This is a genomic window from Nonomuraea sp. IBHARD001 (genome assembly GCF_056106265.1).
In genome coordinates this window covers 1,007,749-1,031,550 of record NZ_JBWBBW010000002.1, presented here as the reverse complement: position 1 = coordinate 1,031,550, position 23,802 = coordinate 1,007,749, and the positions used below count along the sequence as shown (strand labels likewise).

Below are 23,802 nucleotides of genomic sequence, written 5' to 3'. Positions count from 1 at the left end.
GTCAGGCGCGCTTGGTGTAGACGATCACATTGTCGACGTACTCGTGCTTGGCGTAGTCGAACGTGCCGCCGCACGTGACCAGGCGCAGCCCTTCCTCGGTGTAGACGCTCTGGGCGGGAAAGGCGTCCTTGTGCACCTGCTCGACGCGTTCCACCCTGTACTCGGCGATCTTGCCGTCACTGCGTTCGACGCGGACGACCTGGCCCTTGCGCAGCTGCTTGAGCTTGTAGAACACGGCGGGCGCGGTCTTGGTGTCCACATGCCCGATGATCACCGAGGCGCCCTTGTCGCCCGGCACCGCGCTGTGCTTGAACCATCCCGCCATCTTCGGCTTCTCGTACGGCGGCAACTCCACCTCACCGTCCTTGGTCATGCCGAGCTTCATCAACGGCGCTTCGAGGTCGATCGCCGGAATGTCGATGCTGCGCGGCACGACCCCGGCCGAGCGGGTCTCCTGCGGCGAGATGTCGAGCTTGCCGAACACGATGAGCACCACGCCGGTGGCGGCCCCCGCGAGGACCACCCTGGACATGCGAGCCATGGTTACCCGCGACGCTGCTTGACGACCAGCCCGACGGCGGCGACGAGCGCGAGGCCGAACACGATGCCCATGGGGGCCAGCGGCAGCGTGTCCATCAGGCCCTCTTCGGCCGCGCCGTCCTGGGCGAAGGTGCCGCCGCCTCCGGCCTTGGGCGGCTTGGTGGGCACGACGGGGCTGTCGTCGCCGCCGCCGGTGTCCTCGGCCACGACCTTGAGCTTGGCCCTGCCGGTGTCGTTGGTGCCGTCGCACTTGACGTCGACCCAGTACGTGTCGCGTTTGACGGTGGGCGAGACGACGGCGTCGCCGCGCACGTAGGGAAGGGGCGCGGGCGAGGCGGTCGTGGTGGCGGCCTTGCTGGGCGTGGGGGCGGGCACCGGGTCGAGCGTGACGCCCGCGAGGAAGGCCTTGGACGTGGCGGTGCCGCTGTGCGTGGGGCCGCCGGTCGGCACGGGGCAGTTGGCCAGGATCCAGACCTGTGAGTTGGCCCCGGCGGTGACGGTGGAGGGATTGAGTTCGACCTTGATGTTCTGGCGGGTCGCGGTCGAGCTCGCCGACGGGCTCGCCGACGGTGTGGCGGCCGGTGTGGCCGCCTCCGCCGAGCATCCGGCGAGACCGAGCATGACTAAGACTCCCGCGCCCGCAGCCCATGTGACCCTGAGCACCGCCGCACCCCACTTCGCCGTATACGCCCAGCATCGCCCTTATTGGAGCGCTGCACCCCGCTTAATGCCCAATAGATCTAGACAAAAAACGATGATCCATATCAATCACGAGGTACGTCAAGGGTGCCAGGATTACCGGGAGATGGAGAAGGTTTTACTCTTGTACCGGATCAGGCGGCGTGTCGGAACGCGCCAACGCCGACCACCGTGCGCCGACCCCGGTCAGCCCGACCGTGCGCGAGTCGTCGTCGGCCCTGGCGATGCGGATCTCGAGGCGATCGTCGGCCAGCCCCTCGACCAGCCCCTCGCCCCACTCCACCACGGTCACCGACTCCTCTAGGGAGGCGTCGAGGTCGAGGTCGTCCACCTCCAGGTCGCCGCCGAGCCGATAGGCGTCGGCATGCACCAGCGGCGGCCCCCCGGCGAGCGAGGGATGCACACGGGCGATCACGAACGTCGGCGAGGTGATCGGGCCGCGTACCTTGAGCCCTTCGGCGATCCCCTGGACGAGGGTCGTCTTGCCCGCGCCCAGCGGCCCGGACAGCACCAGCAGGTCGCCCGGCCGCAGCAGGGCGGCGAGCTCGACGCCGAACGCGCGCATCTCGTCGGCGGTGGCCGCCACCCGCTGCGCCGTCACAGCCGCACCCTGTCGGCCAGGTCCCGCAGCGCGTCGTTGACGACCGAGGGGCGTTCGAGCTGGATCAGGTGCGAGGTGTCGGGCACCTCGGTGAGCACGGCCCTGGGCAGCGCCGCCGCGATGGCCCGGCTGTGGTCGGGCGGGGTCAGCCAGTCCTTCTCGCCCACCAGGATGGCCGTCGGCACGTCGTCGAGCACGTCGAGCGCCGAGAGCTTGTCGTGGTTCATCAGCGCCGGGTAGAAGTCCGCGATCACCTCGGTGGGCGTCGAGCGGATCATCGACTCGACGAAGTCGACCAGCGTGGGACTGACGTTGCGCGAGTCGCCGAACCCGAGATACCGCAGCACCAGGAAGGCGATGTCGTTGCCCGCGTGCCTGGTCCTGTCGACGAGCGCGCCGCCGCGCCCGAGCAGCGACACCGTGGACGGCGTCACCTTGTGCACGGCCTTGGACAGCAGCGCGGGCAGCCCCAGCGAGATCTCGGCCAGCTTTCCGGCACTGGTTGCGATGAGCGCCACCCCCCGGATCTTGTCGCCGAACAGCTCCGGATGCCGGTCGGCCAGCGCCATCACCGTCATGCCGCCCATCGAGTGGCCGACCAGCAGGCATGGACCCGGCACATAGGCCTCGATCACCTCGGCGAGGTCGTCGCCGAGCCTGTCGATCGTCGCGTCGTCGGGGCCGGTGCGCTGGGAGCGGCCGTGCGAGCGCTGGTCCCACAGCAGGATGCGGAAGCGCTCGCGCAGGTCGCGGCGCTGGTAGTGCCAGGAGTCGCTGTTGAGGGTGTAGCCGTGGCAGAACACGATCGTCAGCGGCGCGTCGTCGGGGCCGTCGAGCTCGACGTGCAGCTCGACGCCGTCGCTGGTGGTCAGGGTGCGCTGCCTGCCCTTGAGCTCGCCGAACGGCTCGCTCGCCTCCAGGTCGGGCCGCAGCCTGATCCGGCCGACGGCGTAGCGCTTGGCCAGAGCCGCCGCCGCCACCCCCGCGGAGGCGGCGCCGACGATCGCCCCCGCGATCCCGACCTTCTGCTTCGTCGTCGTGGTCATCTCCCCGATCCTCCGTATACGCGTGGCACCCGCGAACCGATTCTGGTCACGATCTCATGAGTGATCGTGCCGAGGGAATCGGCCCACTGCTGTGCGGTCTGCTCCCCCTGGCCGCCGGGGCCGAACAGCACGACCTCGTCGCCCGAGGTCAGCCGGTCGTCGCCCACGTCGATCACGAACTGGTCCATGCACACCCTGCCCGCGATCTGTCGGCGTCTGCCCCCTGCCAGGACCTCCACCCTGCCCGTCGCATGGCGGAGCACACCGTCGGCATAGCCGAGCGGCACCAGAGCGAGCGTCGTCTCGGCCCCGGTGGCGTAGAGCAGGCCGTAGGAGACGCCCGAGCCCTGCGGCACGCGCTTGGTCAGGGCGAGCTGGGCCACCAGCGTCATGGCCGGGACCAGGCCGAAGTCGCCCTGCTCGGGGATCGGGCTCAGGCCGTAGACGGCGATGCCCGGACGGACCATGTCGTAGCGGGCGCGCGGCAGGGTGAGCGCGGCGGCGGAGTTGGCGATGTGCCTGATGACGTGGGAGCCGCCGACGCCCGTCTGCTCGGCCACGGTCAGCGCCTCGTCGAAGGCGTCGAGCTGGGCGGTGATCGATGGATGGCCAGGTATGTCGGCGCAGGCGAAGTGCGACCACAGGCCGACGACCTCGACGGCCTCCTCGGCCGCGGCGGCCTTGACCAGGGCGGGCCACGCGGCCGCTGTGGCGCCGCCTCGCGACATGCCGGTGTCGGCCTCCAGGTGCAGTTTGGCGACCTTGCCGGTCTGCCTGGCCGCGGCGGCGACGGCCGCGAGCGTGCGCTCGTCGGAGGCCGACAACTCGATGTCCTGCGCGACGGCGTCGGCGAGCGGCTCGCCCGGTGTGATGATCCACGACAGCAGCGGCACGGTGATCCCGGCCGCGCGCAGCGCGAGCGCCTCCCTGACGTACGCGGTGCCGAGCCGGTCTGCCCCGGCCTCGACGATCGCACGCGAGGCGCCGACGAGCCCGTGCCCGTAGGCATCGGCCTTGACCGCGGCCATCAGCGCGGCGCCGGGCGCGCCCTGCCTGAGGACGGCCACATTGTGCCTGATCGCGGCCGGGTCGACGCGTGCTTCGGCCGGGGTCGCCATCGGAGAGTCCATCTGCACAGTTTGGCAGCTACCGATGGGTGCCGAGCGAGATTCGTCTCTCGGCGACCTGCCGCATGGCCTCGGGAACGGCGTCGGCGACCTCGGCCGAGACGAGAGGCGCACCGCCTGCCGCGATGGACCCGGCCAGTCCGTGCAGGTGCGCGGCGCAGGCCCCCGCGTCGTAGGCGCTCAGCCCGGCGGCCAGCAGTGTGCCCGCGATCCCGGCCAGCACGTCGCCGGTGCCCGCCGTGGCCAGCCAGGGGCTGCCCGTGAGGTTGACCGCGACCGGGCGGCCCGGCTCGGCCACCAGGGTGGTCGACCCCTTGAGCAGCACGGTCGCACCGAGCTCGGCCGCCGCGGCCCTGACGTGCTCAAGCCTGGCGGCCTCGATCGCCTCGCGCGATGCGCCGAGCAGGCGTGACAGCTCCCCGGCGTGCGGGGTGAGCAGGACGGGCGCGCCGCGGCGCAGCAGGCCGGGCGCGCGGGCCACCAGGGTGAGCGCGTCGGCGTCGACCAGCACCGGCACGTCGGTGGCCAGGACCTCGGCGGCCAGCGCCGCGGCCCGGTCGTCGGTGCCCATGCCCGGTCCGAGCACCCACGCCTGCACGCGTCCGGCGCCCCTGATCGAGTCGCCCCGCGTGAGCACCGCCTCCGGCCACCGCGCGCGTACCTGCGCCGCCGGAGCCGCCTGGCCGACGTAGCGCACCATGCCCGCGCCCGCCCGCAGCGCGCCGCCGACGGCCAGCACGGCCGCGCCCGTGTAGTGCTCGCTCCCCGCGACCACCCCCACGACGCCCCTGCGGTACTTGTCCGACTCGGCCCCGGGCCTGGGCAGCAGCCCCGCCACGTCCGCCCGGGTGAAGGCCACGACGTCGGGCTCGGGCAGATACGGTTCGAGCCCGATACCGACCAGCCGCGAGAGGCCCACGTGCTCGGCGCCAGGATCGATCAGCAGCCCGCTCTTGTACGCGCCCATGGTGACGGTCGTCGTCGCCGTGACCGCCCGTCCTTCCACACGCCCGGTGCTCGCGTCCACCCCGCTCGGCACGTCCACGGCCACCACCGGCGCCCCGCAGCCGCCCGCCCGCTCGGCCAACGAGGAGTACGGCTCCCGCAACGCCCCCGAGACGCCGATCCCGACCAGCCCGTCCACCACCAGGTCCGCCCGCTCGACGACCTCCGGCCCGGCCACCCGGCCACCGGCGCCGAGCAGCGCGGCCAGCCCGGCCTCGTGCGCACGCCCACCGGCGAGCACCGCCTCGACCCTGGCGCCGCGCCTGGCCAGGTCGGCCCCGGCGTACAGCGCGTCGCCGCCGTTGTCCCCGCCGCCGACCAGCAGGACGACCCGCGAGCCGTAGACCCGGCCGAGCGTCTCGGCGCACACGACGGCCAGGCCCATCGCCGCCCTGCGCATCAGCGTGCCGTCGGGCACGGTCGCCATCAGCGCCTGTTCGGCTGCTCTGATCTGGTCGGCTGTGAAGGCGGTCAGCATGATCCGAAGTTATCCCTCGGCGATCACATAAGCGATCGCGACGCCCCCGTCATGGCTGAGCGAGACGTGCCAGCGTGTGACGCCGAGCCCGCCGGCGACCTGCGCGGCCTTGCCTGTGACGCGCAACTGCGGCCTGCCGTGCTCGCCCACCAGCACCTCGGCCTCCAGGTGCCCGAGGCCGGGCGGCGCGCCGAGCGCCTTGGCGACCGCCTCCTTGGCGGCGAAGCGCGCGGCCAGGGAGGCGACGGGCAGCGGCCGCTCCGCCTCGGTGAACAGCCGCGCCCGCAGGGCGGGGGTACGCAGCAGGGTCGCCTCGAAGCGTGCCACGTCCACCACGTCGACGCCGATGCCCAGGATCATCGCTCCAGGCTAGAGGCGTCAGAAGCCGCCCTTGTGCCAGGGACCCCAGATGGCGAACGTCACGCCCTGCGCGGACTGCACGTTCACATAGAGCGTGTGCCCGCCCGGCCCGAAGCTGGAGCCGGCGAACTCCGCCCCCGTGTCGCCGGGCACCGGGACCAGGCGGGAGAAGTCGAAGATCTCCCCCCTTCTGGTCAGCCCGCGCAGGTAGTTGTCGCCGCCGCCGTCCTCGCACAGCACGAGTGTGCCCTTCGGGCTGGTGGTGATGTTGTCGGGCAGGTCGAGCACCATCGAGCCCGGCGACTCGAAGGCCAGCCTGAGCCGCCCCGACCAGGTCTCGTAGGCCCAGACCTGCCCCCTACCCTTGCCGAACCCCGAAGGCGGCGTGTCGCCCTGCGCGGTGGCGCCGCCCTGGGTCGAGACGAAGTACACCGTGCCGTGGTGGTGCACCGCCCCTTCGAGCCTGGAGAAGATCGCGCCTCCCGCCGCCCTGCCCTGGGCGCCGACGGCCTGGATGGCGGTGTCGTTGCTCGGCAGGCCGCTGAACTCCGGGTCCGGCTCCTCGATGTCCACCCATGTCGTGCGATAGGAGGCGCCCTGCGGCTGTCCGAGCGACAGATCCTTGCCCGGCTCCCCGCGTACGGCCAGCATCTGCAGCCTGCCGCCGTCCTTGATGCGCCCGGCGGCCAGCGGATGCCGGGGCGGCAGGTAGCGGTAGAACCCGGACGGGAAGGCGAAGTTGTCCTCGGTCAGGTACAGCGCACCGCTCACCGGGTCGAAGGCGGCGGACTCGTGCGCGAACCGCCCGGCCGAGCGGATCGGCCTGGCCGAGGCCGTGCCGTTCAGCGGCACCTCGAAGATGTAGCCGTGCCTTTCGCGCAGCTTGGAGTTGTCCTGGCCGGTGAAGTCGTTGCCGACGTCGGGCCCGTTGACCGTCTCCTCGCACGTCACCCACGCCCCCCACGGCATCGGCCCGCCCGAGCAGTTCATCTGCGTGCCGGTCAGCGAGGGGCCGCTGCTGATCACCTCGCCGTACCTGGTGACGCGCAGTGTCGCCGTGCCGCCTCCGGCCATGGGGTCGTAGGCCCTGGCCGGGTCGCCGAACGCGCCGACCGGGCCGTTGACCTCGTGGTTGCGGACCAGCACGGCATGGCCGCCAGGCCCGCGGAAGGCGGCCATGCCGTCGTGCCTGCCCGGCACGGCCGTGCCGTCGGAGAACCTCTCGCCCGCCGCGTTGAACGAGCGATAGCCGAACCCCTGGGGCAGATGCAGCCTGACCTGCCCGTCCCTGGCGTCGGGCACGGCGACCAGCGGCCCGTAGCCCGCACCCGGGCGCGCACCGCCCCGCCGTACGGCCTGGGCGGCTCCGGCGAACGGTCCTGACACGCCCGTGGCGGTGAGCACGGCTGCACCGGCCAGGAAGCGACGACGATCCATGGCGAGACCTTCCGGAAAGGCGGCGTTCATCGCACGGTAATCTCGCCGGGCCCGCCTCCCTATGGCAGATCTCCACCTTTCCCTTCGCCGGGCCTTGGTAATCCCATGACTTTGTCCACAGGCTGTGGATTACTCCACGGTCACCGACTTGGCCAGGTTCCTCGGCTGGTCCACGTCGTGGCCCTTGGCCGTGGCCAGCTCGCAGGCGAAGACCTGCAGCGGCACGGTCGTCACGAGCGGCTGCAGCAGTGTGGGCAGCGCCGGAACCCTGATCAGCGTGTCGGCGTAGGGCACGACGGCCTCGTCGCCCTCCTCGGCCACCACGATGGTCTTGGCGCCCCTGGCCCTGATCTCCTGGATATTGGACACGATCTTGCCGTGCAGCGTCGGCTGGCCGTACGGCGATGGCACCACGACGACGACCGGCAGGCCGGACTCGATCAGTGCGATCGGGCCGTGCTTGAGCTCTCCGGCCGCGAAGCCCTCCGCGTGCATGTAGGCCAGCTCCTTGAGCTTGAGCGCGCCTTCGAGTGCGACGGGGACGCCCACGTGCCTGCCGAGGAACAGCACGCAGCGCTCGGCCGCCAGCGACCTGGCCAGCTCGCGTACCGGCTCCACGGTCTCCAGCACCCGCGCGATGGCCTCGGGCGTGCGCTGCAGCGTCGCGACCACGTCGGCGATCTCGTCGCCGAACCTGGTGCCCCGTACCTGGGCCAGATAGAGCGCGACCAGGTAGCAGGCGACGAGCTGGGTGAGGAAGGCCTTGGTCGAGGCGACGGCCACCTCGGGACCCGCGTGCGTGTAGACGACCGCGTCGGACTCGCGCGGGATCGTGGAGCCGTTGACGTTGCAGATGGCCAGCACCTTGGAGCGCTGCTCACGAGCGTGCCGTACGGCCATCAGGGTGTCCATCGTCTCGCCGGACTGCGAGATCACGACGACCAGCGTGTCGCGGGTCAGGATCGGGTCGCGGTAGCGGAACTCGCTGGCGGGCTCCACCTCGCACGGCAGGCCGACCCAGTGCTCGATGGCCTGCTTGGCGATCAGCCCGGCATGGAAGGAGGTGCCGCACGCCACCACCACGATCTTGTCGATGTCACGCAGGTCCTGCGGGGACAGGCGCATCTCGTCCAGGGTGAGGCTGCCGTCGGGCGAGAACCTGCCGCGCAGGGTGTCGGCGACCGCGCGGGGCTGTTCGGCGATCTCCTTGAGCATGAAGTGGTCGAAGCCGTCCTTCTCGGCGGCGGACGCGTCCCAGTCCACGTGGTAGTCGCGCGTCTCGACCGGCTCGCCGTAGAAGCCCGTCACCGTGACCGAGTCGGCGCGCAGCTCCACCACCTGGTCCTGGCCGAGCTCGATCGCCTCGCGCGTGTGGGCGACGAAGGCGGCGACGTCGGAGCCGAGGAAGTTCTCGCCCACGCCCCTGCCGACGACCAGCGGCGAATCGCGCCTGGCGCCGACCACCAGGCCGGGCTCGGCGGCGCTCACGGCCAGCAGGGTGAAGGCGCCCTCCAGCCGGCGGCAGACCGCGCGCATGGCGTCGGCGAGGTCGGCGCCGCCCTCGATCCACTCCTCGACCAGGTGGGCGACCACCTCGGTGTCGGTCTCGGAGATCAGCTTGTGCCCGCGTTCCTCCAGTTCGGCGCGGAGTGCGGCGAAGTTCTCGATGATGCCGTTGTGGATGACCGCCACCGTGGCGGTGCAGTCGGCGTGCGGGTGGGCGTTGCGGTCGTTCGGGGCGCCGTGCGTGGCCCAGCGGGTGTGCCCGATGCCGGTCGTGGACCCGGGCATCGTCCTGGCCCGCAGCGCGGCCCGCAGATTGGCCAGCTTGCCCTCGCGTTTCTCCATCGCCAGCTCGGGCCCCGCGAGCGCGATCCCGGCCGAGTCGTATCCCCGGTACTCCAGCCTGGCCAGCCCCTCGACGACGACGTCCTGAGCCCGGCGGCTGCCGACATAACCCACGATTCCACACATGATCACAACATCGTCCGGCCGGGCTATGGGGAACCACCCAAACGGCTCAAGCTTTCGACCGGCGGCTACGCTTCCTGAGTGAACAACGGCTATGTGGAACTGAGCAGGGAGCAGTGGAGCGAACTCCGCAAGAACACGCCCTTGACTCTCACCGCAGACGAGCTCGAAGAGCTGCGCGGCGTCGACGACCCGATCGACCTCGCCGAGGTGACCGACATCTACCTGCCGCTGACCCGCCTGCTGAACCTGCACTTCACGGGCTCAAGGCAGCGCTCGCACGCCGTCGGGTCCTTCCTCGGCGACCGTGAGACCCATGTCCCCTACATCCTGGGCATCGCCGGCAGCGTCGCCGTCGGCAAGTCCACCACCGCGAGGCTCCTGCACACGCTGCTGGCCCGCTGGCCCGAGCACCCGCACGTGGAGCTGATCACCACCGACAGCTTCCTGTATCCCAACACCGTGCTCGAAGCCAGGCAGATCATGCACCGCAAGGGCTTCCCCGAGAGCTACGACAGGCGGGCGCTGGTCAGGTTCGTCGCCGCGGTCAAGTCGGGAGCCGCCGAGGTACGCGCCCCCGTCTACAGCCACCTGGAGTACGACATCGTGCCCGGCGCCTCCCAGGTGGTCAGCAGGCCGGACATCCTCATCATCGAAGGGCTCAACGTCCTGCAGCCCGCGCCGCCGACGTCGCTGGCCGTCAACGACTACTTCGACTTCTCCATCTATGTCGACGCCAAGGTCGAGGACATCCGCGACTGGTACGTCGAGAGGTTCCACAAGCTGCGCCGCACGGCCTTCGAGGACCCCAAGTCCTACTTCAAGTACATCGCGGAGCTGTCGGAGCAGGAGGCGACCGAGTTCGCGCGCAACGTCTGGCGCGACATCAACGAGCGCAACCTGGTGGAGAACATCGCGCCCACCCGGGGCCGGGCCGGCCTGGTCCTGCAGAAGGGCGCCGACCACTCGGTCAGACGAGTACGGCTACGCCGTACCTAGCTCGCGCAGCACGTAGAGGGCGAAGCGGCCCGCGCACTCCTGGTCGTCGACGTCGGCGAACCAGCAGACCTCTCCCTCCTCGTGACAGCGCACGGCCGACCCCTCTTTCTCTCGCACGACGCCAAGCCTGTCCGCCTCTGATCAACGGAAGATCGCCATAGGCTTGGCGCCGTGTTGCACATGCGCTTGATCAGCCCGCCCGACCGGACCGATGACGTGCTGGACGTGGTCAGGTCGTGCAAGGGGGCGACCAACCTGGTCGTCCTGCCCGGCGTCGCCCAGGGGCCCGCCGGCGACCTGATCCTGCTGGACGTGGCCAGGGAGTCGGCCAACGAGATCATCGACAGGCTGGGCTGGCTCAGGGAGTCGGGCTCGATCTCGGCCGACCAGGTCGACCTGACGCTGTCGGCGGCGGCCGAGCAGGCCGAGGCGGCGGCGCCCGGCGAGGACGACGACGCCGTGATCTGGGAGGAGCTCGACCAGCGGGTGCACGACGAGGTACGCGGCACCTGGGCGTACTTCGCCTTTCTCGCCATCGCCACCCAGATCGCCGGGATCGGCATCCTGATCAACTCGCCGATCCTCATCGTGGGCGCGATGGTGCTCGGGCCCGAGTTCGGGGCGGTGGCCGCGATCTGTTTCGGGCTGCTGTACCGGCAGGGGCATCTGATCACGCGGGCCTGCCGTGCGCTGGTCTACGGCTTCCTTGCCGCCATCGCGGTGACGACGGCATGCGCGTGGGTCTCGGCCGAGCTGGGCTGGATCACGGTGGAGATGCTCGACATCAATGCCGAGGTGCAATTCATCGTATATCCCGATAAGTGGTCGTTCATCGTGGCGTTGCTGGCGGGGACGGCGGGCGTGTTGTCGATCACCGCGGGCAAGTCGTCCGCACTCGTCGGTGTGTTCATCTCGGTCACCACCGTGCCCGCCGCCGGGTACATCGCCGTCGCCATCGCGCTCGGCGACTGGAAGGTGGTCAGCGGCTCGGTCACCCAGCTCGGGGTCAACATCGCCGGAATGGTGCTGGCCGGAACCGCGACCCTGATGATCCAGAGGCGGCTGTGGCCCCGGCTGCCTCAGGGTCGTCGCCCGCGCGGATGACCGGCGATTTCCTCCCCTCGAACGAGGCTCCCGCCCACGCGTGACGGGTAGTGTCCGGATCATGACCATCCTGACGGCCGAGGGGCTCACCAAGCGCTTCCCCACGGTCACCGCCCTCGATCAGCTCACCGTCTCGGTGGGCCCAGGCGTGACGGGCCTCGTCGGCGCCAACGGCGCGGGCAAGTCCACGCTCATCAAGATCATGCTCGGCCTGCTGCCGCCCACCGCGGGCCGCGCCGAGGTGCTCGGGATGGACGTGACCACCCACGGCGCCGCCATCCGCTCGGTCGTCGGCTACATGCCGGAACACGAGTGCCTGCCGCCCGACGTCTCGGCCACCGAACTCGTCGTGCACCTCGGCCAGATGTCAGGCCTGCCGCGCGCCGCCGCCCGCGAGCGCGCCGCCGACGTCCTGCGCCATGTCGGCCTGCACGAGGAGCGCTACCGCGCCATCGGCGGTTACTCCACCGGTATGAAGCAGCGCGTCAAGCTCGCCCAGGCCCTCGTGCACGACCCCAAGTTCGTCTTCCTCGACGAACCCACCAACGGCCTCGACCCGCACGGCCGCGACGAGATGCTCGCCCTGATCCGCAGGATCGGCTCCGAGTTCGGCATCAGCGTGCTGGTCACCTCGCACCTGCTCGGCGAGCTCGAACGCGTCTGCGACCACGTCATCGTCATCGACGGCGGCACGCTGCTGCGCTCGTCGGCCATCTCCGACTTCACCCAGGCCACCCAGACCGTCACCGTCGAGGTCGAGGAGGGCGCCCAGCCGCTGGCCGCCAAGCTCACCGAACTCGGCCAGCAGGTCACGCCGCACGGCCGCCTGCTGCTGGTGCACGTGCGCGGGCCCGAGACCTTCGACTCCATCCGCGACGCCGTCGTGGACCTCGACCTCTGCCTCGTCCGCCTCGAACAGGGCCGCCAGCGCATCGAGGACGTCTTCCGGGAGGACGCCCATGTCTGACAGTCCCGCGACCGGCGTCATCCACGACATCGGCTACCGGCACTACGACGGCCCCAGGCTCGGCCAGGCCTATGCCGTACGCGCACTGACCGTGCACAGCCTGCGCGGCGTGTTCGGGCTCGGCCGTACGGCCCGCTCCAAGATCATGCCGTTCCTGCTCGCGGCGGCGATGTTCCTTCCGGTCGTCGTCTCGATCGCGCTGATGGCCCTGGTCAAGCAGCCGGGCATGGGCTACACGATGTTCGCGGTGACCATGCAGCCGGTGCTGGCGATCTTCCTGGCCGCGCAGGCGCCGACCGTGGTCGCGCCCGACCTGCGTTTCAGGGTGCTGCCGCTCTACCTGTCGCGGCCCATCTCCGTGCTGGAGTACGTCGCGGCCAAGCTGGCCGCGATGGTGGCGGCGCTGTTCCTGCTCATCTCGGTGCCGCTGATCGTGATGTTCGTCGGCGAACTGCTCATCGACCTGCCCGGGCCGCCGCACACCAAGGACTTCATCTCCTCGCTCGTCGGCGGGCTGCTGCTGTCGCTGCTGCTGGGCGCGTTCGGTCTGGCGGTGGCCTCGCTCACGCCCAGGCGCGGGCTCGGTGTGGCCTCGATCATCGCCGTCTACCTGCTGTCGTCGGCGGTCTCGACCGTTCTGTACGCCACGCTGCGCTCGATCGGGCAGGACACCGCGGCCGCCTGGGCCTGGCTGATCAATCCGTTCTTCCTCGTCGACGCGGTCCAGGTGTGGTTGTTCGGCACCACGCCCAACAACGACGACGGCTATCCGGGCGGCATCGGCGGGCCCGCCTCCGGGCTGATCCTGATCGCGATCATCGCCGTGGCCGTCGCGGCGCTCGTCCTGCGCTACCGGAAGGCGGCCTCGCAGTGAACATCGAGCTCACGAGCGTCTCACGCTGGTACCGCAATGTCGTCGCCGTCAACGACGTCACGATGACGGTCGGGCCCGGCGTCACGGGCCTGCTCGGCCCCAACGGCGCGGGCAAGTCGACACTGCTGCACATCATGGCCGGGTTCCTCGCCCCCTCGGGCGGCACCGCCACACTCGACGGCAAGCCGATCTGGCGCAACCACCACGTCTACCGCGACCTCGGCCTCGTACCCGAACGCGAAGGCGTGTACGGCTTCCTCACCGGCTGGCAGTTCGTCCTGTCGGCGGCCAGGCTGCACAGCCTTCCCGACCCGGAGGGCGCCGCGCGCAAGGCCCTGGCCACGGTGGAGATGGAGCCCGCGCAGGAGCGCAGGATCGAGACGTACTCCAAGGGCATGCGCCAGCGCATGAAGGTGGCGGCCGCCCTGGTGCACGACCCCCAGGTGCTGCTGCTCGACGAGCCGTTCAACGGCATGGACCCGCGCCAGCGCATGCACCTCATGGACCTCATCACCGCGATGGGCGCCGCGGGCAAGACGATCCTGTTCAGCTCGCACATCCTCGAAGAGGTCGAGCGGGTGGCCCAGCACATCGAGGTGCTGGTCTCGGGCAGGCACGCCGCCTCCGGCGACTTCCGCGAGATCCGGCGCAGGATGACCGACAGGCCGCACCTGTTCCGCATCCGCTCGAGCGACGACCGCAAGCTCGCCGCCGCCCTCATCGTCGACGACTCCTCCGGCGCGGTCTCGCTGACGGCCGAAGGGCTCGAGGTCAAGGCGCTGGACTTCCGCCGCTTCACCTGGCTGCTGCCCCGTGTGGCACGCGCCGAGTCCGTACACCTGCACCAGGTCTCGCCCGCCGACGAGGACCTGGAGAGCGTGTTCGCCTACCTGATCACCCGGAGCTCTGGATGAACACAGTCGTCGCGGGCATCACCTACCGCGCCGTTCTCGGGCGTCGGCGCATCGTGCTGCTCATCCTGCTGCCGGTCTCGCTCATCGGGCTGGCGATCCTGCTCAAGATCGTCGGCAGCACCGACCAGGCCTCGACGCTCACGCTGCTGCAGACGTTCGCGATCGGCACCATGCTGCCGCTGCTCGGCCTCATCGCGGGCACCGGCGTCATCGCACCCGAGATCGACGACGGGACGATCATCCACCTGCTGTCCAAGCCGATCTCCAGGCCGGTGATCGCCCAGACCAAGTTCGCGGTCGCCGCGTCGCTGCTGGCGCTGTTCGCCGCGGTGCCCACGTTCGCGGCCGGATGGATCCTGGTCAAGGGCGAGGACGGCATCGCACTCGGCGTCGCCGTCGGCTCCCTGGCCGGAGGCATCGCCTACGCGGCGGTGTTCCTGTTCCTAGGCGTCATCACCAGGCACGCCGTGACGATCGGCATCATCTATGCCCTGGTCTGGGAGGGGCTGATCGGCACCCTCGTCCCCGGCGCCCGCCAGTTCTCCATCCAGCAGTGGGCCCAGACGATCGCCGCCCAGTTCACCGACTCCCCCTACATCAAGAGCGACCTCACCCTGGGCTTCGCCATCCCCGCCCTCCTCATCGTCACCATCGGCGCCGTCGTCTGGTCAGGCCAACGCCTGCGCTCCTTCTCCCTGACAGGCGACGAGTAGCCGTCCGGCCCTTCCGGGGGGTATGGCCGGGCGGTTGCGCGGGAACGACGAAGCCCCCCTCCGTGGTGGAGGGGGGCTTCGTCGTGCCGGGCGTCGTGAGGTCAGACGCAGGCGGTGCGGACCACGTCTGCCAGGCGGCCCGCGAGGAGTTCGGCCTGGTCTTCGGATGCGGCCTCGACCATCACGCGGATCATCGGCTCGGTGCCGCTCGGCCGGATGAGCACTCTGCCGGACTCGCCGAGCTCGGCCTCTGCCGTGGCCACCGCTGCGGTGAGTTCGGGGGTCGCCGCCTTGCTCCTGTCGACGTCCTTGACGTTGACGAGGACCTGCGGCAGGCGGGTCATCACCGAGGCCAGCTCGGCCAGCGACCTGCCGCTGCGGGCCATCTCGGCGAGCAGGTGCAGCGAGGTCAGGACCCCGTCACCCGTCGTCGCGTGGTCCAGCATGATGACGTGGCCGGACTGCTCGCCGCCGAAGTTGTAGCCGTTGGCCTTCATCGACTCCAGCACGTAGCGGTCGCCGACCGCCGTCTCGACGACCTTGACCCCGGCGTCGCGCATCGCGTGCTTGAAGCCGAGATTGGACATCACGGTGCCGACCACGGTGTGCTGGGCCAGCCTGCCGTCGGTCTTCATGGCCAGCGCCAGGATGGCCATGATCTGGTCGCCGTCGACGACCTCGCCCCGGTGCGTGACCGCCAGGCACCTGTCGGCGTCGCCGTCGTAGGCGATGCCCACGTCGGCGCCCCTGGAGATGACGATCTGCTGGAGCTTGTCCAGATGCGTGGAGCCGCATCCGGCATTGATGTTGAGCCCGTCGGGACGCGCCCCGATGGCCTCGACGTCGGCTCCGGCCCGGCGCAGGGCCTCAGGCCCCACGATGTGCGCGGCGCCGTGTGCGCAGTCGACGACGACCTTGAGGCCGTCGAGCCTGCCGGGAAGCGTCGTCAGCAGGTGCGAGACGTAACGGTCGGCCTCGCCGTACGCCTCTCGGACGCGGCCCACCGAGGCGCCGACGGGGCGGTCCCAGGGCTCGCCGAGGCGGCGTTCGATCTCGTTCTCGACGGAGTCGTCGAGCTTGAGGCCACCGCGAGCCAGGAACTTCAGCCCGTTGTCGGGAGCCGGGTTGTGCGACGCCGACAGCATCACACCGAGGTCGGCCCCGAGGGCCGAGGTGAGGTAAGCGACCGCCGGGGTGGGCAGCACGCCGAGCCTGAGCACATCCACACCCGACGACGCGAGGCCGGCGACCACCGCCGCTTCGAGAAACTCTCCCGAAGCGCGGGGATCCCGGCCTACGACGGCGACGGGCCGGCCCCCGTAAGGGGAACCGGCCCGAGCGCTGGCATGGAACGCCCCGGCGTCGCCGAGGACATGAGCGGCAGCCACGGACAGGTCCATGGCGAGCTCGGCCGTGAGGTCGCGTCCAGCGACCCCACGTACCCCGTCGGTGCCGAAAAGGCGCCCCAACTTAACGCTTGCTGTACTGCGGAGCCTTGCGGGCCTTCTTGAGACCGTACTTCTTCCGCTCCGTGGCGCGGGCGTCACGGGTGAGGAAGCCGGCCTTCTTCAGCGGCGCACGGTTGGTCTCGACATCCAGGATGGCGAGCGCGCGGGACAGGCCCATGCGCAGGGCGCCTGCCTGGCCGGTCACGCCGCCGCCGTCGATGCGGGCGATCACGTCGAACGCCTCTTCGGCGCCGAGCACCACGAAGGGCTCGTTGACGATCTGCTGGTGCACCTTGTTGGGGAAGTAGTTCTCCAGCGTGCGACCGTTGATCGTCCACTTGCCGGTGCCGGGGACGATGCGCACACGGGCGATCGCCTCCTTACGGCGACCGGTGCCGTACGAGTTGCCCGTCGTGACGGGCTTGCGCACGGGGGCGTCAGCGATGGCAGCGGACTCGGTGGTGTACTCGGAAGGGAACTCCTCGCTGGAGAACTCCTCCTGCTCGACCTCGACGGCCGTCTCGACACCGGTGGGCTCAGCCACGGTACTCCTCTAACTCTTTCGAACTCGGCGTCAGCCGACTACTGGGCGATCTGGGTGATCTCGAACGGCACAGGCTGCTGCGCCTGGTGCGGGTGGTCCGCACCGGCGTAGACCTTCAGCTTCTTGGCCATCTGACGGCCGAGGGCGTTCTTGGGGAGCATGCCCTTGACGGCCTTCTCGATGGCGCGGTCGGGCCGCTTCTCCATGAGCTCGCCGTAGGTGACGGAGCGCAGGCCGCCGGGGTAACCCGAGTGGCGGTACGCCTTCTTCTGCTCGAGCTTGTTGCCGCTCAGGGACACCTTGCCAGCGTTGATGACGATGACGAAGTCACCGGTGTCGACGTGGTTGGCGAAGATCGGCTTGTGCTTACCGCGGAGCAGGGTCGCGACGTGGCTGGCCAGCCGGCCCAGCACGACGTCAGTAGCGTCGATGACGTACCACTGACGCTGAACGTCGGCGGGCTTCGGTGTGTACGTGCGCACGGTCGTAGCCTTCTTAAATCGCGTCTTCGGCGCTGTCGGAACGGACAGCTCTATGGTCGGTCGGTGCGGGCACACGACGGCCCGGACCTTCCGTCTCCAGCAGATGGGAGATGACGCCGGACGCGCCGCGTATCGGTCACGACGGACCGACTCGCATACAACGATCGCTTAGGTTACCGCTACCCGTGGGCACGGGTCAAAAGAAGGCACATCCCGGACGCGTCTTCTTCGGTTTCCCGTAGCCAGTCTACCTGCGACCACGGAGTCGACAGAACGGTTCTATTTCGGTTCTGGGCAATCCCTTCTTTCCCAAGACCCGACATCTCTATCGTTGACTCCGGTATGTGGCAGAGCACTCACACCAGGCACTCCCAGCGAGGCGCACGCCGCCGGACCCGGCTGGGCACCCTGGCCTGCCTGCTGACGGTTCTGTGCGCGGGAGTTCTGATCGGTCGTCTCTCACAAGACGTCGAGACCCCCGATCAGGTTTACCTGAACAACTCGGCCCCGACCGTGGCCGCCACTCCGAGCCCGTCGAACAAGAAGATCCAGGCGCATGCCGGCCGCATCGCCAGGCAGTCGCCCGCCGGAGGGCGCGCCCAGCACACGCCCAAGCCCTCGGCCACCGTGCAGCGCCGCCCCACCGACACCGGCACCACGATCACCGGCGACATCCCCTCCGACGTGACCAGGACGCACGGCTCACCCGGCGGCGAGGTGTCCTCCGGGCTCGCGGGCCAGGTGGTCAGGCTGACCAACGCCGCACGTTCCCAGCGCGGCTGCGACCCGCTCCGCGTCGACGGCATGCTGACGAGGGCCGCGCGCGCGCACTCGCAGGAGATGGCGGCCTCCGGCCAGTTCTCGCACGAGTCGCCCGACGGCTCCTCGCCGTGGGAGCGGATGGAGGCGGCCGGATACCGCAGCGGCGCGGCCGAGAACATCGGCAGGGGCTACGCCAGCGCCGAAGAGGCCGTACGCGGCTGGCTGGCCAGCGCCGCCCACCGGCGCAACATCCTCGACTGCCGCTTCCGCGCGATCGGCGTGGGCGTCGTCGGCGGGCCCGGCGGGCCCTGGTGGACCCAGGACTTCGGCTACAGCTGAGCCCCACTTCGGACATAGGCGACCTGCCCTGCCGCCGAGCCCCGATAATCTCTGGGCATGGGCTTCCCCAAGAAACGTGAAAGCGACGGCAAGCCGGGCGAAGGCGACGCCGCCCTCCCGCCGTCCGGCACCCGGCGCGACGCCATGTGGAGCCCCTACGACGAGGGGCCGGGCTCCAAGAAGCCCTTCATCGTCGCGGCGGCCGGTCTGGCCGTCCTCATCGGGCTCGGCGTGGGCCTCGCGGTCATGTGGAACACCGAGGCGCCCAAGGCCGAGGTCGCCCCCACGACCGACGTCATGGCCCAGGCCCCCATCCCGACCGGCCCCGGAGGCACCTACGGCTTCGCCGCCTCGCGCAAGACCGACGCGGCTCCGCTGACGCTCAAGGAGCTGTTCGGGGAGAAGAAGCTGACCGTCGGCGGGCGCACGTACCATCTGACGATCAAGCGCACGGACAAGAAGTGCAAGGAGGCCGCGGTCGGCGAGAAGCTGCACAAGGCACTCGCCTCCGGCAAGTGCACGCAGCTCCTGCGGGCCAGCTACCGCGACGACGCGAGCAAGATCATCGGGACCGTCGGCGTCGCCAACCTCAAGGACGAGAAGGCGGCCAAGAAGGTGGCGTCGGCCGGCGGCAAGGGCGCACGCGAGCTGTACGTCAAGCCGCTGCCCGGCAAGGACAAGGTGACCAAGTTCCTCGGCGCCTCCAGCGGGGCCGGGGCCGAGATCTGGACGCACGGGCACTACGCCGTACTGGTGTGGTTCCAGTTCAAGGATGGGCACGCGCCGTCGAAGAAGGAGAGCAAGAAGCTCTTCCAGGCCGCCGACGACGTCAGCAAACTGACCGTGTTCAAGGCGCTCGACACCCGCAGCCTCACCGGCGCACCCGCCCAATGAACCGGACTTTCACCTCGATAACCGGACACTCGGCCATACCGATCCGGCCGGGAACGCCCATACCGGCCTGACGATCTCTCGACTCTCGCTAGGCTCCCCCTTATGCGTGGCCAGGATTCCGGGTCCGAGCACGAGCGTGAGACGGACGGCTCGGCCGCACCGGCGACGCCTCCGCCGAGCTTCGGCCAGCCGTCGGTGCAGCGACCCGACCCGTTCATGACGCCCTCCCCCGAGGCGCCCCCCGTCGTACCCGCCACCGGGCAGGCCCCACCGGGCCCGCCACCGGAGCCGGGCGCGCCGCCGGGCGAAGGCGTGCCCGGGGTGCGCACCGGAGAGGCGTCAGGTGCTTCCGAGCCGGACGCAGTGGGCAGCACGGACACACCCGGCCCCTCCGCCGGAGCGCGGGAGCCCGGCGCGCTGATGCCGGCCTCTCCCGAGACCGGCACGTCGCACGGCCTGGGCGGCACACGCGCCCACCACGACGCCTGGACGACGCCACGCCAGCCGTGGGAGGTCGCGGGCGACGAGTCGGCCCCCTACGACTGGCACGCCGACCCCGATGCCTCCCCCGACGCCTCGCGTCAGCCTGCCGACGCCACGGGCCCCTCCTGGGCGATGCCCACCTGGACACCACCGGTCCTCCCGGACTCCCAGCCGTACACCGGGCCCGCCTCGACCACTTCCAGTCCCTCCCAGCCGTCCGGCGGGGGCGACTCAAGCCCTTCCGTGCCGTACATCGGGGCTGACGCGGGCCCCTCGCAGCCGTATGGCGGAGCTGACTCAAGCCGCTCCCAGCCGTACACCGGGCCTGACTCGAACCCCTCCCAGCCCCACACCGGACCAGCCCACCCCCACCCCGTCGGCGCACAGCCACACCCCGTCGGTGCCGGCCCCGCCCACCCCAGCGGCGCGCAGCCGCCGTACACCGAGCCCGGCCTGCCCCAGCCCCCCTACGCGGAAGCGGCCGACCCCCAGCCCGTCCCCCCGCCACCCGCCACCCCCGGCGACGGCGCCACCGGCCGCCCGGCCGATGCCCCTCCGGCCTTCGGCGCGTCCGCCGCCTCCCCGGGCGCCCAGGCCTGGACGCCTCCCACCGAGGACGACCCCTGGCTGGCCCCCTCGCCCCCCTGGCAGCCCGGCCAGCAGGACGCCCCCTGGCAGCCGCCGCAGGACCAGGCCCAGTGGCAGCCGAACCTCGCCCCTCCCACCTGGCCGCAGGGCTCGACGCCTCCCCCATGGCAACCCGGCCCGCAGGACGCCCCGTGGCAGCCGCCGCAGGACCAGGACCCCACGCCCGCCACCTGGCGTACGCCTCAGCAGCAGGAGCCCTGGCTCGACCCGAACCAGGACCCGTGGCTCGGCCCGCCGCAGGAGACGTGGACCCCGGCTCCGCCGCCCATCCCGCCGACGCAGACCCGCGCCGACGACATGGACGCCTGGCTCGCCCCGGCGCCCGACGACGCGACGCCGCAGCCCGAGGCCACGCCGCCGCCCTGGCAGCCGCCCGCTACGTTCACCGCGGCGGCGGCGGGCATGCAGGTATGGCCCGCCCCTGTCTCCGACACCCCGTCCATGCCCCCGTGGCCCGCCGCCACGGGCGAACTCCCCGACGACACCGACCACACCCTCCCGGCGGCAACCCCCGAAGCACCCCCGTCACCCCAGGCCGACGGCGACGGCGACGGCAGCGAAGAGGACGACGACAAGACCCGCCCGGTCGGCCAGCACCGCCCCGCGGCCCCCGGCGACGTCCCGGTATGGCCCCCGACCCCGCCGACCCCGCCGACTCCCCCGAGCACCACCCCGGCCCCGGCCCCGGCCCCCGAGGACGAAGCACACGTGGTGGAGGCCGACGACGACCCCACCCTCGACGTCCCACGCCCCCCGGCCGCCCCCAAGAACGAAAGCAACGAGGACAAGGACGAGGACACCCAGGAGCGCCTCCCCGACCTCCCCTTCCCTCCGGAGACCTGGGGAAAGCGCCCCAACAAGCCCCACCCGCTGCACCGCGCCCCCTCGACGGAGGCCACCATCCCGGCCCAGCGCCCCTCCCCCTCCCCCCTGGACGGCGTCCCTCCGGACAGCACCTCCCCCCACGACCAGCCGACCCCGCCCCACGGCTCCCCGCCGGTCCACCTCCCCCAGCCCAGGTCGGCGTTCCAGCCACCCCACCAGCAGCCCCCGCACGTCCCGGCGCTCGACGCCCACCTGGCCCAGCAGCGCCCCATGCCGGACGCCCCGCCCGCCGAGCTCCCGAAGGGCGGCCCGAAGAGCAAGAAGGCGCTGATCGCCACGCTGAGCGTCCTGCTCGTCGCGGGCATCGGCACGGGCGGCTTCTTCGCCTGGCGGTCGATGACGGCGGCGAAACCGGCCGACGCGACCGCGACGGGCACCGGCACGATCAACGAGCCTCCGGTCCCGGTCCAGTCCCCGGCCACCGACCCGCTCAGCCTCTCGGTGCTGAACTCCGAGGAGACCGACCCCCAGCAGCTGGCGGTCACCGAGGCCTTCCCCGAGAAGAAGATCGAGATCGACGGCCTGACCTACACCAGGCTGAAGACCGCGCTCACCGAGTCGTGCGACAAGGCGGCGGCGGGCCCGTTCGCCGACGCGCTCGACGAGCACGAGTGCAGCCGCGTCCTGCGCGCGACGTACGTCGACGAGAAGAAGCGCTACGCCATCACCACCGGCATAGCCGTACTCCCGACCAAGGACGCCGCCACGGCCGTCGACCAGGCCAAGGACCTCACCAAGAACCTGTGGTTCAAGCCGCTGCCCACCAAGAAGGGCAGCGGAGGCGAACGCGTGCACATCGCGGGCGGCTACGCGGCCGGGCTGCTCTGGGGGCGCTACATCGTCTTCAGCTACGCCACCTACTCCGACGGCCACACGCCGACGGCCAAGGAGAAGGGCCTGGGCAAGGTCAGCGGCGCCTTCCGCGACCAGACCTCGCTCGTGCTCGAACGCCGCATCACCGACTGAGCGCTCAGCACCCGGCCGAGCCGAGAGTACGCACCCTGCGCGTCGCCGAGGCGCGCAGGGCCAGCTCGGCCGCGTCCGGGTAACGCACCTCCTCAAGGCACAACCCGTGCGCGGGCGCCACATGCACCCCTGAGTCGCGTACGGCGAGCGCGAGCACCCGGCCGGGCCACTCCACGGCCCTGCGCCCTTCGCCGACGGCGATCAGCGAGCCGACCAGCGCCCGTACCATCGAGTGGCAGAACGCGTCGGCCACCACGGTCGCCACCAGCAGCCCGTCGGCGTCCCTGGCCCAGTCGAGCCGCTGCAGTTCCCTGATCGTCGTCGCGCCCTCGCGGCGCTTGCAGAACGCGGCGAAGTCGTGCTCGCCCAGCAGACGCACGGCCGCGGCGTTGAGCGCGTCGAGGTCGAGCGGCCTGGCATGCCAGACGACCTCCCTGCGCCGCAGCGGATCGACGCCTCCGGCCGCGTCCCCGATCCGATAGGCGTAACGCCGTGACAGTGCGGAGAACCTGGCGTCGAAGCCCTCAGGAGCCACGCTGAGCCGATGCACGCGTACATCCGATGGCAGAACCCCGGCCAGCCTCCGCACCAGCGTGACGAGCCGCTCAGCGACTCCCCCGGCGCCCGCGTCGGTATGCCGGTTTCGTACCAGCTCCTCCAACGACGGGATCGGCAGGTCGACGTGGGCGACCTGTCCCCGCGCGTGCACCCCGGCGTCGGTGCGCCCGGCGACCGTCAGCTGGGGCTCGGCGGCCAGGCGCAGCACCCTGCCGATCGCCGCCTGGATCTCGCCCTGGACCGTACGCCTGCCTGGCTGCACGGCCCAGCCGGAGAAGTCGGTGCCGTCATAGCCGAGGTCAAGCCGTACCCTGACCGACTCGCCGCTCACGCAGCCTCCCTCATGAAGAAAGGCCCGGCGCCCCGCACGAAGCGGAAGCACCGGGCCCGATCGAACGGATCGGCCTGACGGATCAGGCGTCGTCCTTCTTCGCCTCGGCGGCGGGAGCCTCGGCGGACTCCTCGGCCGTCTCCTCGACGGGGGCGTCGGTCTCGACGACCTCGGCCTCGTCGTCGGCGACGTCGGCGACCGGAGCCGCGGCGGCGGGCGCGGCGGTCTCGGCGGCGGGACGGGTCACGCGCACGGCGTTCAGCGGCTCGGTGACGAGCTCGATGACGGCCATGGGCGCGTTGTCGCCCTTACGGTTGCCGATCTTGGTGATGCGGGTGTAGCCACCGGGACGCTCGGCGAACGTCGTCGCGATCTCGGTGAACAGGTGGTGGACGACGCCCTTGTCCTTGACGACCGTCAGCACCTGGCGACGGTTGTGCATGTCGCCCTTCTTCGCCTTGGTGATGAGGCGCTCGGCCAGCGGGCGGACGCGCTTGGCCTTCGTCACCGTGGTGCGGATGCGACCGTGGCGGAACAGGTCGGTGGCGAGGTTGGCCAGGATCAGCCGCTCGTGCGCCGGGCTGCCACCAAGACGTGCACCTTTGGCGGGCTTGGGCATTGCGTTCT

Annotated in this window: 24 protein-coding genes; 9 read left to right on the top strand and 15 right to left on the bottom strand. The window is 71.0% G+C overall.

Annotated features, from left to right (window positions below):
• Position 1: 1 nt before the first annotated feature.
• The 9 genes from ACTWNK_RS07220 to glmS all read right to left on the bottom strand — a co-directional run bounded on the left by ACTWNK_RS07220 (position 2) and on the right by glmS (position 9,267).
• The gene (locus ACTWNK_RS07220; protein ID WP_474302971.1) at positions 2-532 is read right to left on the bottom strand and encodes a class F sortase; all 531 of its coding nucleotides are present in this window, start codon (positions 530-532) and stop codon (positions 2-4) included.
• An 11-nt stretch (positions 533-543) separates the two neighbouring features.
• A complete protein-coding gene (locus tag ACTWNK_RS07215; RefSeq protein WP_474302969.1) occupies positions 544-1,161 on the bottom strand; it encodes a hypothetical protein in 618 nt (205 codons plus the stop codon).
• Between the two features lie 196 nt (positions 1,162-1,357).
• Positions 1,358-1,804 carry a tRNA (adenosine(37)-N6)-threonylcarbamoyltransferase complex ATPase subunit type 1 TsaE gene (gene tsaE, locus ACTWNK_RS07210; protein WP_474310859.1) on the bottom strand — a complete coding sequence of 149 codons (447 nt, stop codon included), beginning with the start codon at positions 1,802-1,804 and terminating at the stop codon, positions 1,358-1,360.
• Between the two features lie 32 nt (positions 1,805-1,836).
• A complete protein-coding gene (locus tag ACTWNK_RS07205; protein ID WP_474302967.1) occupies positions 1,837-2,886 on the bottom strand; it encodes an alpha/beta fold hydrolase in 1,050 nt (349 codons plus the stop codon).
• Positions 2,883-4,016, bottom strand: coding sequence for an alanine racemase (gene alr / locus ACTWNK_RS07200; protein WP_474302965.1), 1,134 nt, complete (start codon positions 4,014-4,016; stop codon positions 2,883-2,885). Before alr ends, ACTWNK_RS07205 begins: the two co-directional genes overlap by 4 nt.
• A 16-nt stretch (positions 4,017-4,032) precedes the next feature.
• Positions 4,033-5,496, bottom strand: coding sequence for an NAD(P)H-hydrate dehydratase (locus ACTWNK_RS07195; protein WP_474302963.1), 1,464 nt, complete (start codon positions 5,494-5,496; stop codon positions 4,033-4,035).
• A 9-nt stretch (positions 5,497-5,505) separates the two neighbouring features.
• Positions 5,506-5,856, bottom strand: coding sequence for a holo-ACP synthase (locus ACTWNK_RS07190; protein ID WP_474302961.1), 351 nt, complete (start codon positions 5,854-5,856; stop codon positions 5,506-5,508).
• Positions 5,857-5,874: 18 nt separating this feature from the next.
• Positions 5,875-7,293, bottom strand: coding sequence for a PhoX family protein (locus ACTWNK_RS07185; protein ID WP_474302959.1), 1,419 nt, complete (start codon positions 7,291-7,293; stop codon positions 5,875-5,877).
• Between the two features lie 129 nt (positions 7,294-7,422).
• On the bottom strand, positions 7,423-9,267 hold the full coding sequence (gene glmS, locus ACTWNK_RS07180; protein ID WP_474302957.1) for a glutamine--fructose-6-phosphate transaminase (isomerizing): 1,845 nt from the start codon (positions 9,265-9,267) through the stop codon (positions 7,423-7,425).
• Positions 9,268-9,360: 93 nt separating this feature from the next.
• Between glmS and coaA the strand changes: the two genes are divergently transcribed.
• Entirely contained in the window at positions 9,361-10,263 is a 903-nt protein-coding gene (gene coaA, locus ACTWNK_RS07175) for a type I pantothenate kinase (RefSeq protein ID WP_474310858.1), read from the top strand.
• On the opposite strand, the gene ACTWNK_RS07170 is transcribed toward coaA, so the two are convergent.
• Entirely contained in the window at positions 10,249-10,380 is a 132-nt protein-coding gene (locus ACTWNK_RS07170) for a hypothetical protein (RefSeq protein WP_474302955.1), read from the bottom strand. The genes coaA and ACTWNK_RS07170 overlap by 15 nt on opposite strands.
• A 63-nt stretch (positions 10,381-10,443) precedes the next feature.
• Here ACTWNK_RS07170 and ACTWNK_RS07165 point away from each other — a divergent pair, with 63 nt between their 5' ends.
• From ACTWNK_RS07165 to ACTWNK_RS07145, 5 genes are all read left to right on the top strand, one after another.
• On the top strand, positions 10,444-11,367 hold the full coding sequence (locus tag ACTWNK_RS07165; protein ID WP_474310856.1) for a DUF389 domain-containing protein: 924 nt from the start codon (positions 10,444-10,446) through the stop codon (positions 11,365-11,367).
• Positions 11,368-11,428: 61 nt separating this feature from the next.
• On the top strand, positions 11,429-12,334 hold the full coding sequence (locus ACTWNK_RS07160; protein ID WP_474302953.1) for an ABC transporter ATP-binding protein: 906 nt from the start codon (positions 11,429-11,431) through the stop codon (positions 12,332-12,334).
• On the top strand, positions 12,327-13,208 hold the full coding sequence (locus tag ACTWNK_RS07155) for an ABC transporter permease (protein ID WP_474302951.1): 882 nt from the start codon (positions 12,327-12,329) through the stop codon (positions 13,206-13,208). The genes ACTWNK_RS07160 and ACTWNK_RS07155 overlap by 8 nt, the downstream gene beginning before the upstream one ends.
• Positions 13,205-14,122 carry an ABC transporter ATP-binding protein gene (locus ACTWNK_RS07150; RefSeq protein ID WP_474302949.1) on the top strand — a complete coding sequence of 306 codons (918 nt, stop codon included), beginning with the start codon at positions 13,205-13,207 and terminating at the stop codon, positions 14,120-14,122. Before ACTWNK_RS07155 ends, ACTWNK_RS07150 begins: the two co-directional genes overlap by 4 nt.
• Entirely contained in the window at positions 14,119-14,835 is a 717-nt protein-coding gene (locus ACTWNK_RS07145; RefSeq protein WP_474302947.1) for an ABC transporter permease, read from the top strand. The genes ACTWNK_RS07150 and ACTWNK_RS07145 overlap by 4 nt, the downstream gene beginning before the upstream one ends.
• 101 nt (positions 14,836-14,936) lie before the next feature.
• Here ACTWNK_RS07145 and glmM read toward each other — a convergent pair whose 3' ends face one another.
• The 3 genes from glmM to rplM are packed head-to-tail and all read right to left on the bottom strand — an operon-like array spanning position 14,937 to position 17,309.
• The gene (gene glmM / locus ACTWNK_RS07140; protein ID WP_474302945.1) at positions 14,937-16,304 is read right to left on the bottom strand and encodes a phosphoglucosamine mutase; all 1,368 of its coding nucleotides are present in this window, start codon (positions 16,302-16,304) and stop codon (positions 14,937-14,939) included.
• A 1-nt stretch (position 16,305) separates the two neighbouring features.
• The gene (gene rpsI / locus ACTWNK_RS07135) at positions 16,306-16,827 is read right to left on the bottom strand and encodes a 30S ribosomal protein S9 (RefSeq protein WP_474302943.1); all 522 of its coding nucleotides are present in this window, start codon (positions 16,825-16,827) and stop codon (positions 16,306-16,308) included.
• A 38-nt stretch (positions 16,828-16,865) separates the two neighbouring features.
• Positions 16,866-17,309 carry a 50S ribosomal protein L13 gene (gene rplM / locus ACTWNK_RS07130; protein WP_474302941.1) on the bottom strand — a complete coding sequence of 148 codons (444 nt, stop codon included), beginning with the start codon at positions 17,307-17,309 and terminating at the stop codon, positions 16,866-16,868.
• Positions 17,310-17,651: 342 nt separating this feature from the next.
• Between rplM and ACTWNK_RS07125 the strand changes: the two genes are divergently transcribed.
• From ACTWNK_RS07125 to ACTWNK_RS07115, 3 genes are all read left to right on the top strand, one after another.
• Positions 17,652-18,410: a CAP domain-containing protein gene (locus ACTWNK_RS07125; protein WP_474302939.1), complete on the top strand. Its 759-nt coding sequence runs from the start codon at positions 17,652-17,654 to the stop codon at positions 18,408-18,410.
• Positions 18,411-18,467: 57 nt separating this feature from the next.
• Entirely contained in the window at positions 18,468-19,304 is an 837-nt protein-coding gene (locus ACTWNK_RS07120; RefSeq protein ID WP_474302937.1) for a hypothetical protein, read from the top strand.
• A 102-nt stretch (positions 19,305-19,406) separates the two neighbouring features.
• A complete protein-coding gene (locus ACTWNK_RS07115; protein WP_474302935.1) occupies positions 19,407-22,286 on the top strand; it encodes a flagellar basal body-associated FliL family protein in 2,880 nt (959 codons plus the stop codon).
• 4 nt (positions 22,287-22,290) lie between these two features.
• Here ACTWNK_RS07115 and truA read toward each other — a convergent pair whose 3' ends face one another.
• Both truA and rplQ read right to left on the bottom strand, forming a co-directional pair.
• Entirely contained in the window at positions 22,291-23,175 is an 885-nt protein-coding gene (truA, locus tag ACTWNK_RS07110) for a tRNA pseudouridine(38-40) synthase TruA (protein WP_474302933.1), read from the bottom strand.
• An 82-nt stretch (positions 23,176-23,257) separates the two neighbouring features.
• Complete coding sequence (gene rplQ / locus ACTWNK_RS07105; RefSeq protein WP_474302931.1) at positions 23,258-23,794, bottom strand: 50S ribosomal protein L17; 537 nt, start codon at positions 23,792-23,794, stop codon at positions 23,258-23,260.
• Between the last annotated feature and the right edge of the window lie 8 nt (positions 23,795-23,802).

What these genes read in the sequence shown, in the direction of transcription:
- ACTWNK_RS07220 (WP_474302971.1), bottom strand. Translation starts at nt 532, where the DNA reads ATGTCCAGGGTGGTCCTCGCGGGGGCCGCCACCGGCGTGGTGCTCATC.
- ACTWNK_RS07215 (WP_474302969.1), bottom strand. Translation starts at nt 1,161, where the DNA reads ATGCTCGGTCTCGCCGGATGCTCGGCGGAGGCGGCCACACCGGCCGCC.
- tsaE (WP_474310859.1), bottom strand. Translation starts at nt 1,804, where the DNA reads ATGCGCGCGTTCGGCGTCGAGCTCGCCGCCCTGCTGCGGCCGGGCGAC.
- ACTWNK_RS07205 (WP_474302967.1), bottom strand. Translation starts at nt 2,886, where the DNA reads ATGACCACGACGACGAAGCAGAAGGTCGGGATCGCGGGGGCGATCGTC.
- alr (WP_474302965.1), bottom strand. Translation starts at nt 4,016, where the DNA reads ATGGACTCTCCGATGGCGACCCCGGCCGAAGCACGCGTCGACCCGGCC.
- ACTWNK_RS07195 (WP_474302963.1), bottom strand. Translation starts at nt 5,496, where the DNA reads ATGCTGACCGCCTTCACAGCCGACCAGATCAGAGCAGCCGAACAGGCG.
- ACTWNK_RS07190 (WP_474302961.1), bottom strand. Translation starts at nt 5,856, where the DNA reads ATGATCCTGGGCATCGGCGTCGACGTGGTGGACGTGGCACGCTTCGAG.
- ACTWNK_RS07185 (WP_474302959.1), bottom strand. Translation starts at nt 7,293, where the DNA reads ATGGATCGTCGTCGCTTCCTGGCCGGTGCAGCCGTGCTCACCGCCACG.
- glmS (WP_474302957.1), bottom strand. Translation starts at nt 9,267, where the DNA reads ATGTGTGGAATCGTGGGTTATGTCGGCAGCCGCCGGGCTCAGGACGTC.
- ACTWNK_RS07165 (WP_474310856.1), top strand. Translation starts at nt 10,444, where the DNA reads ATGCGCTTGATCAGCCCGCCCGACCGGACCGATGACGTGCTGGACGTG.
- ACTWNK_RS07160 (WP_474302953.1), top strand. Translation starts at nt 11,429, where the DNA reads ATGACCATCCTGACGGCCGAGGGGCTCACCAAGCGCTTCCCCACGGTC.
- ACTWNK_RS07155 (WP_474302951.1), top strand. Translation starts at nt 12,327, where the DNA reads ATGTCTGACAGTCCCGCGACCGGCGTCATCCACGACATCGGCTACCGG.
- ACTWNK_RS07145 (WP_474302947.1), top strand. Translation starts at nt 14,119, where the DNA reads ATGAACACAGTCGTCGCGGGCATCACCTACCGCGCCGTTCTCGGGCGT.
- ACTWNK_RS07125 (WP_474302939.1), top strand. Translation starts at nt 17,652, where the DNA reads ATGTGGCAGAGCACTCACACCAGGCACTCCCAGCGAGGCGCACGCCGC.
- ACTWNK_RS07120 (WP_474302937.1), top strand. Translation starts at nt 18,468, where the DNA reads ATGGGCTTCCCCAAGAAACGTGAAAGCGACGGCAAGCCGGGCGAAGGC.
- ACTWNK_RS07115 (WP_474302935.1), top strand. Translation starts at nt 19,407, where the DNA reads ATGCGTGGCCAGGATTCCGGGTCCGAGCACGAGCGTGAGACGGACGGC.
- rplQ (WP_474302931.1), bottom strand. Translation starts at nt 23,794, where the DNA reads ATGCCCAAGCCCGCCAAAGGTGCACGTCTTGGTGGCAGCCCGGCGCAC.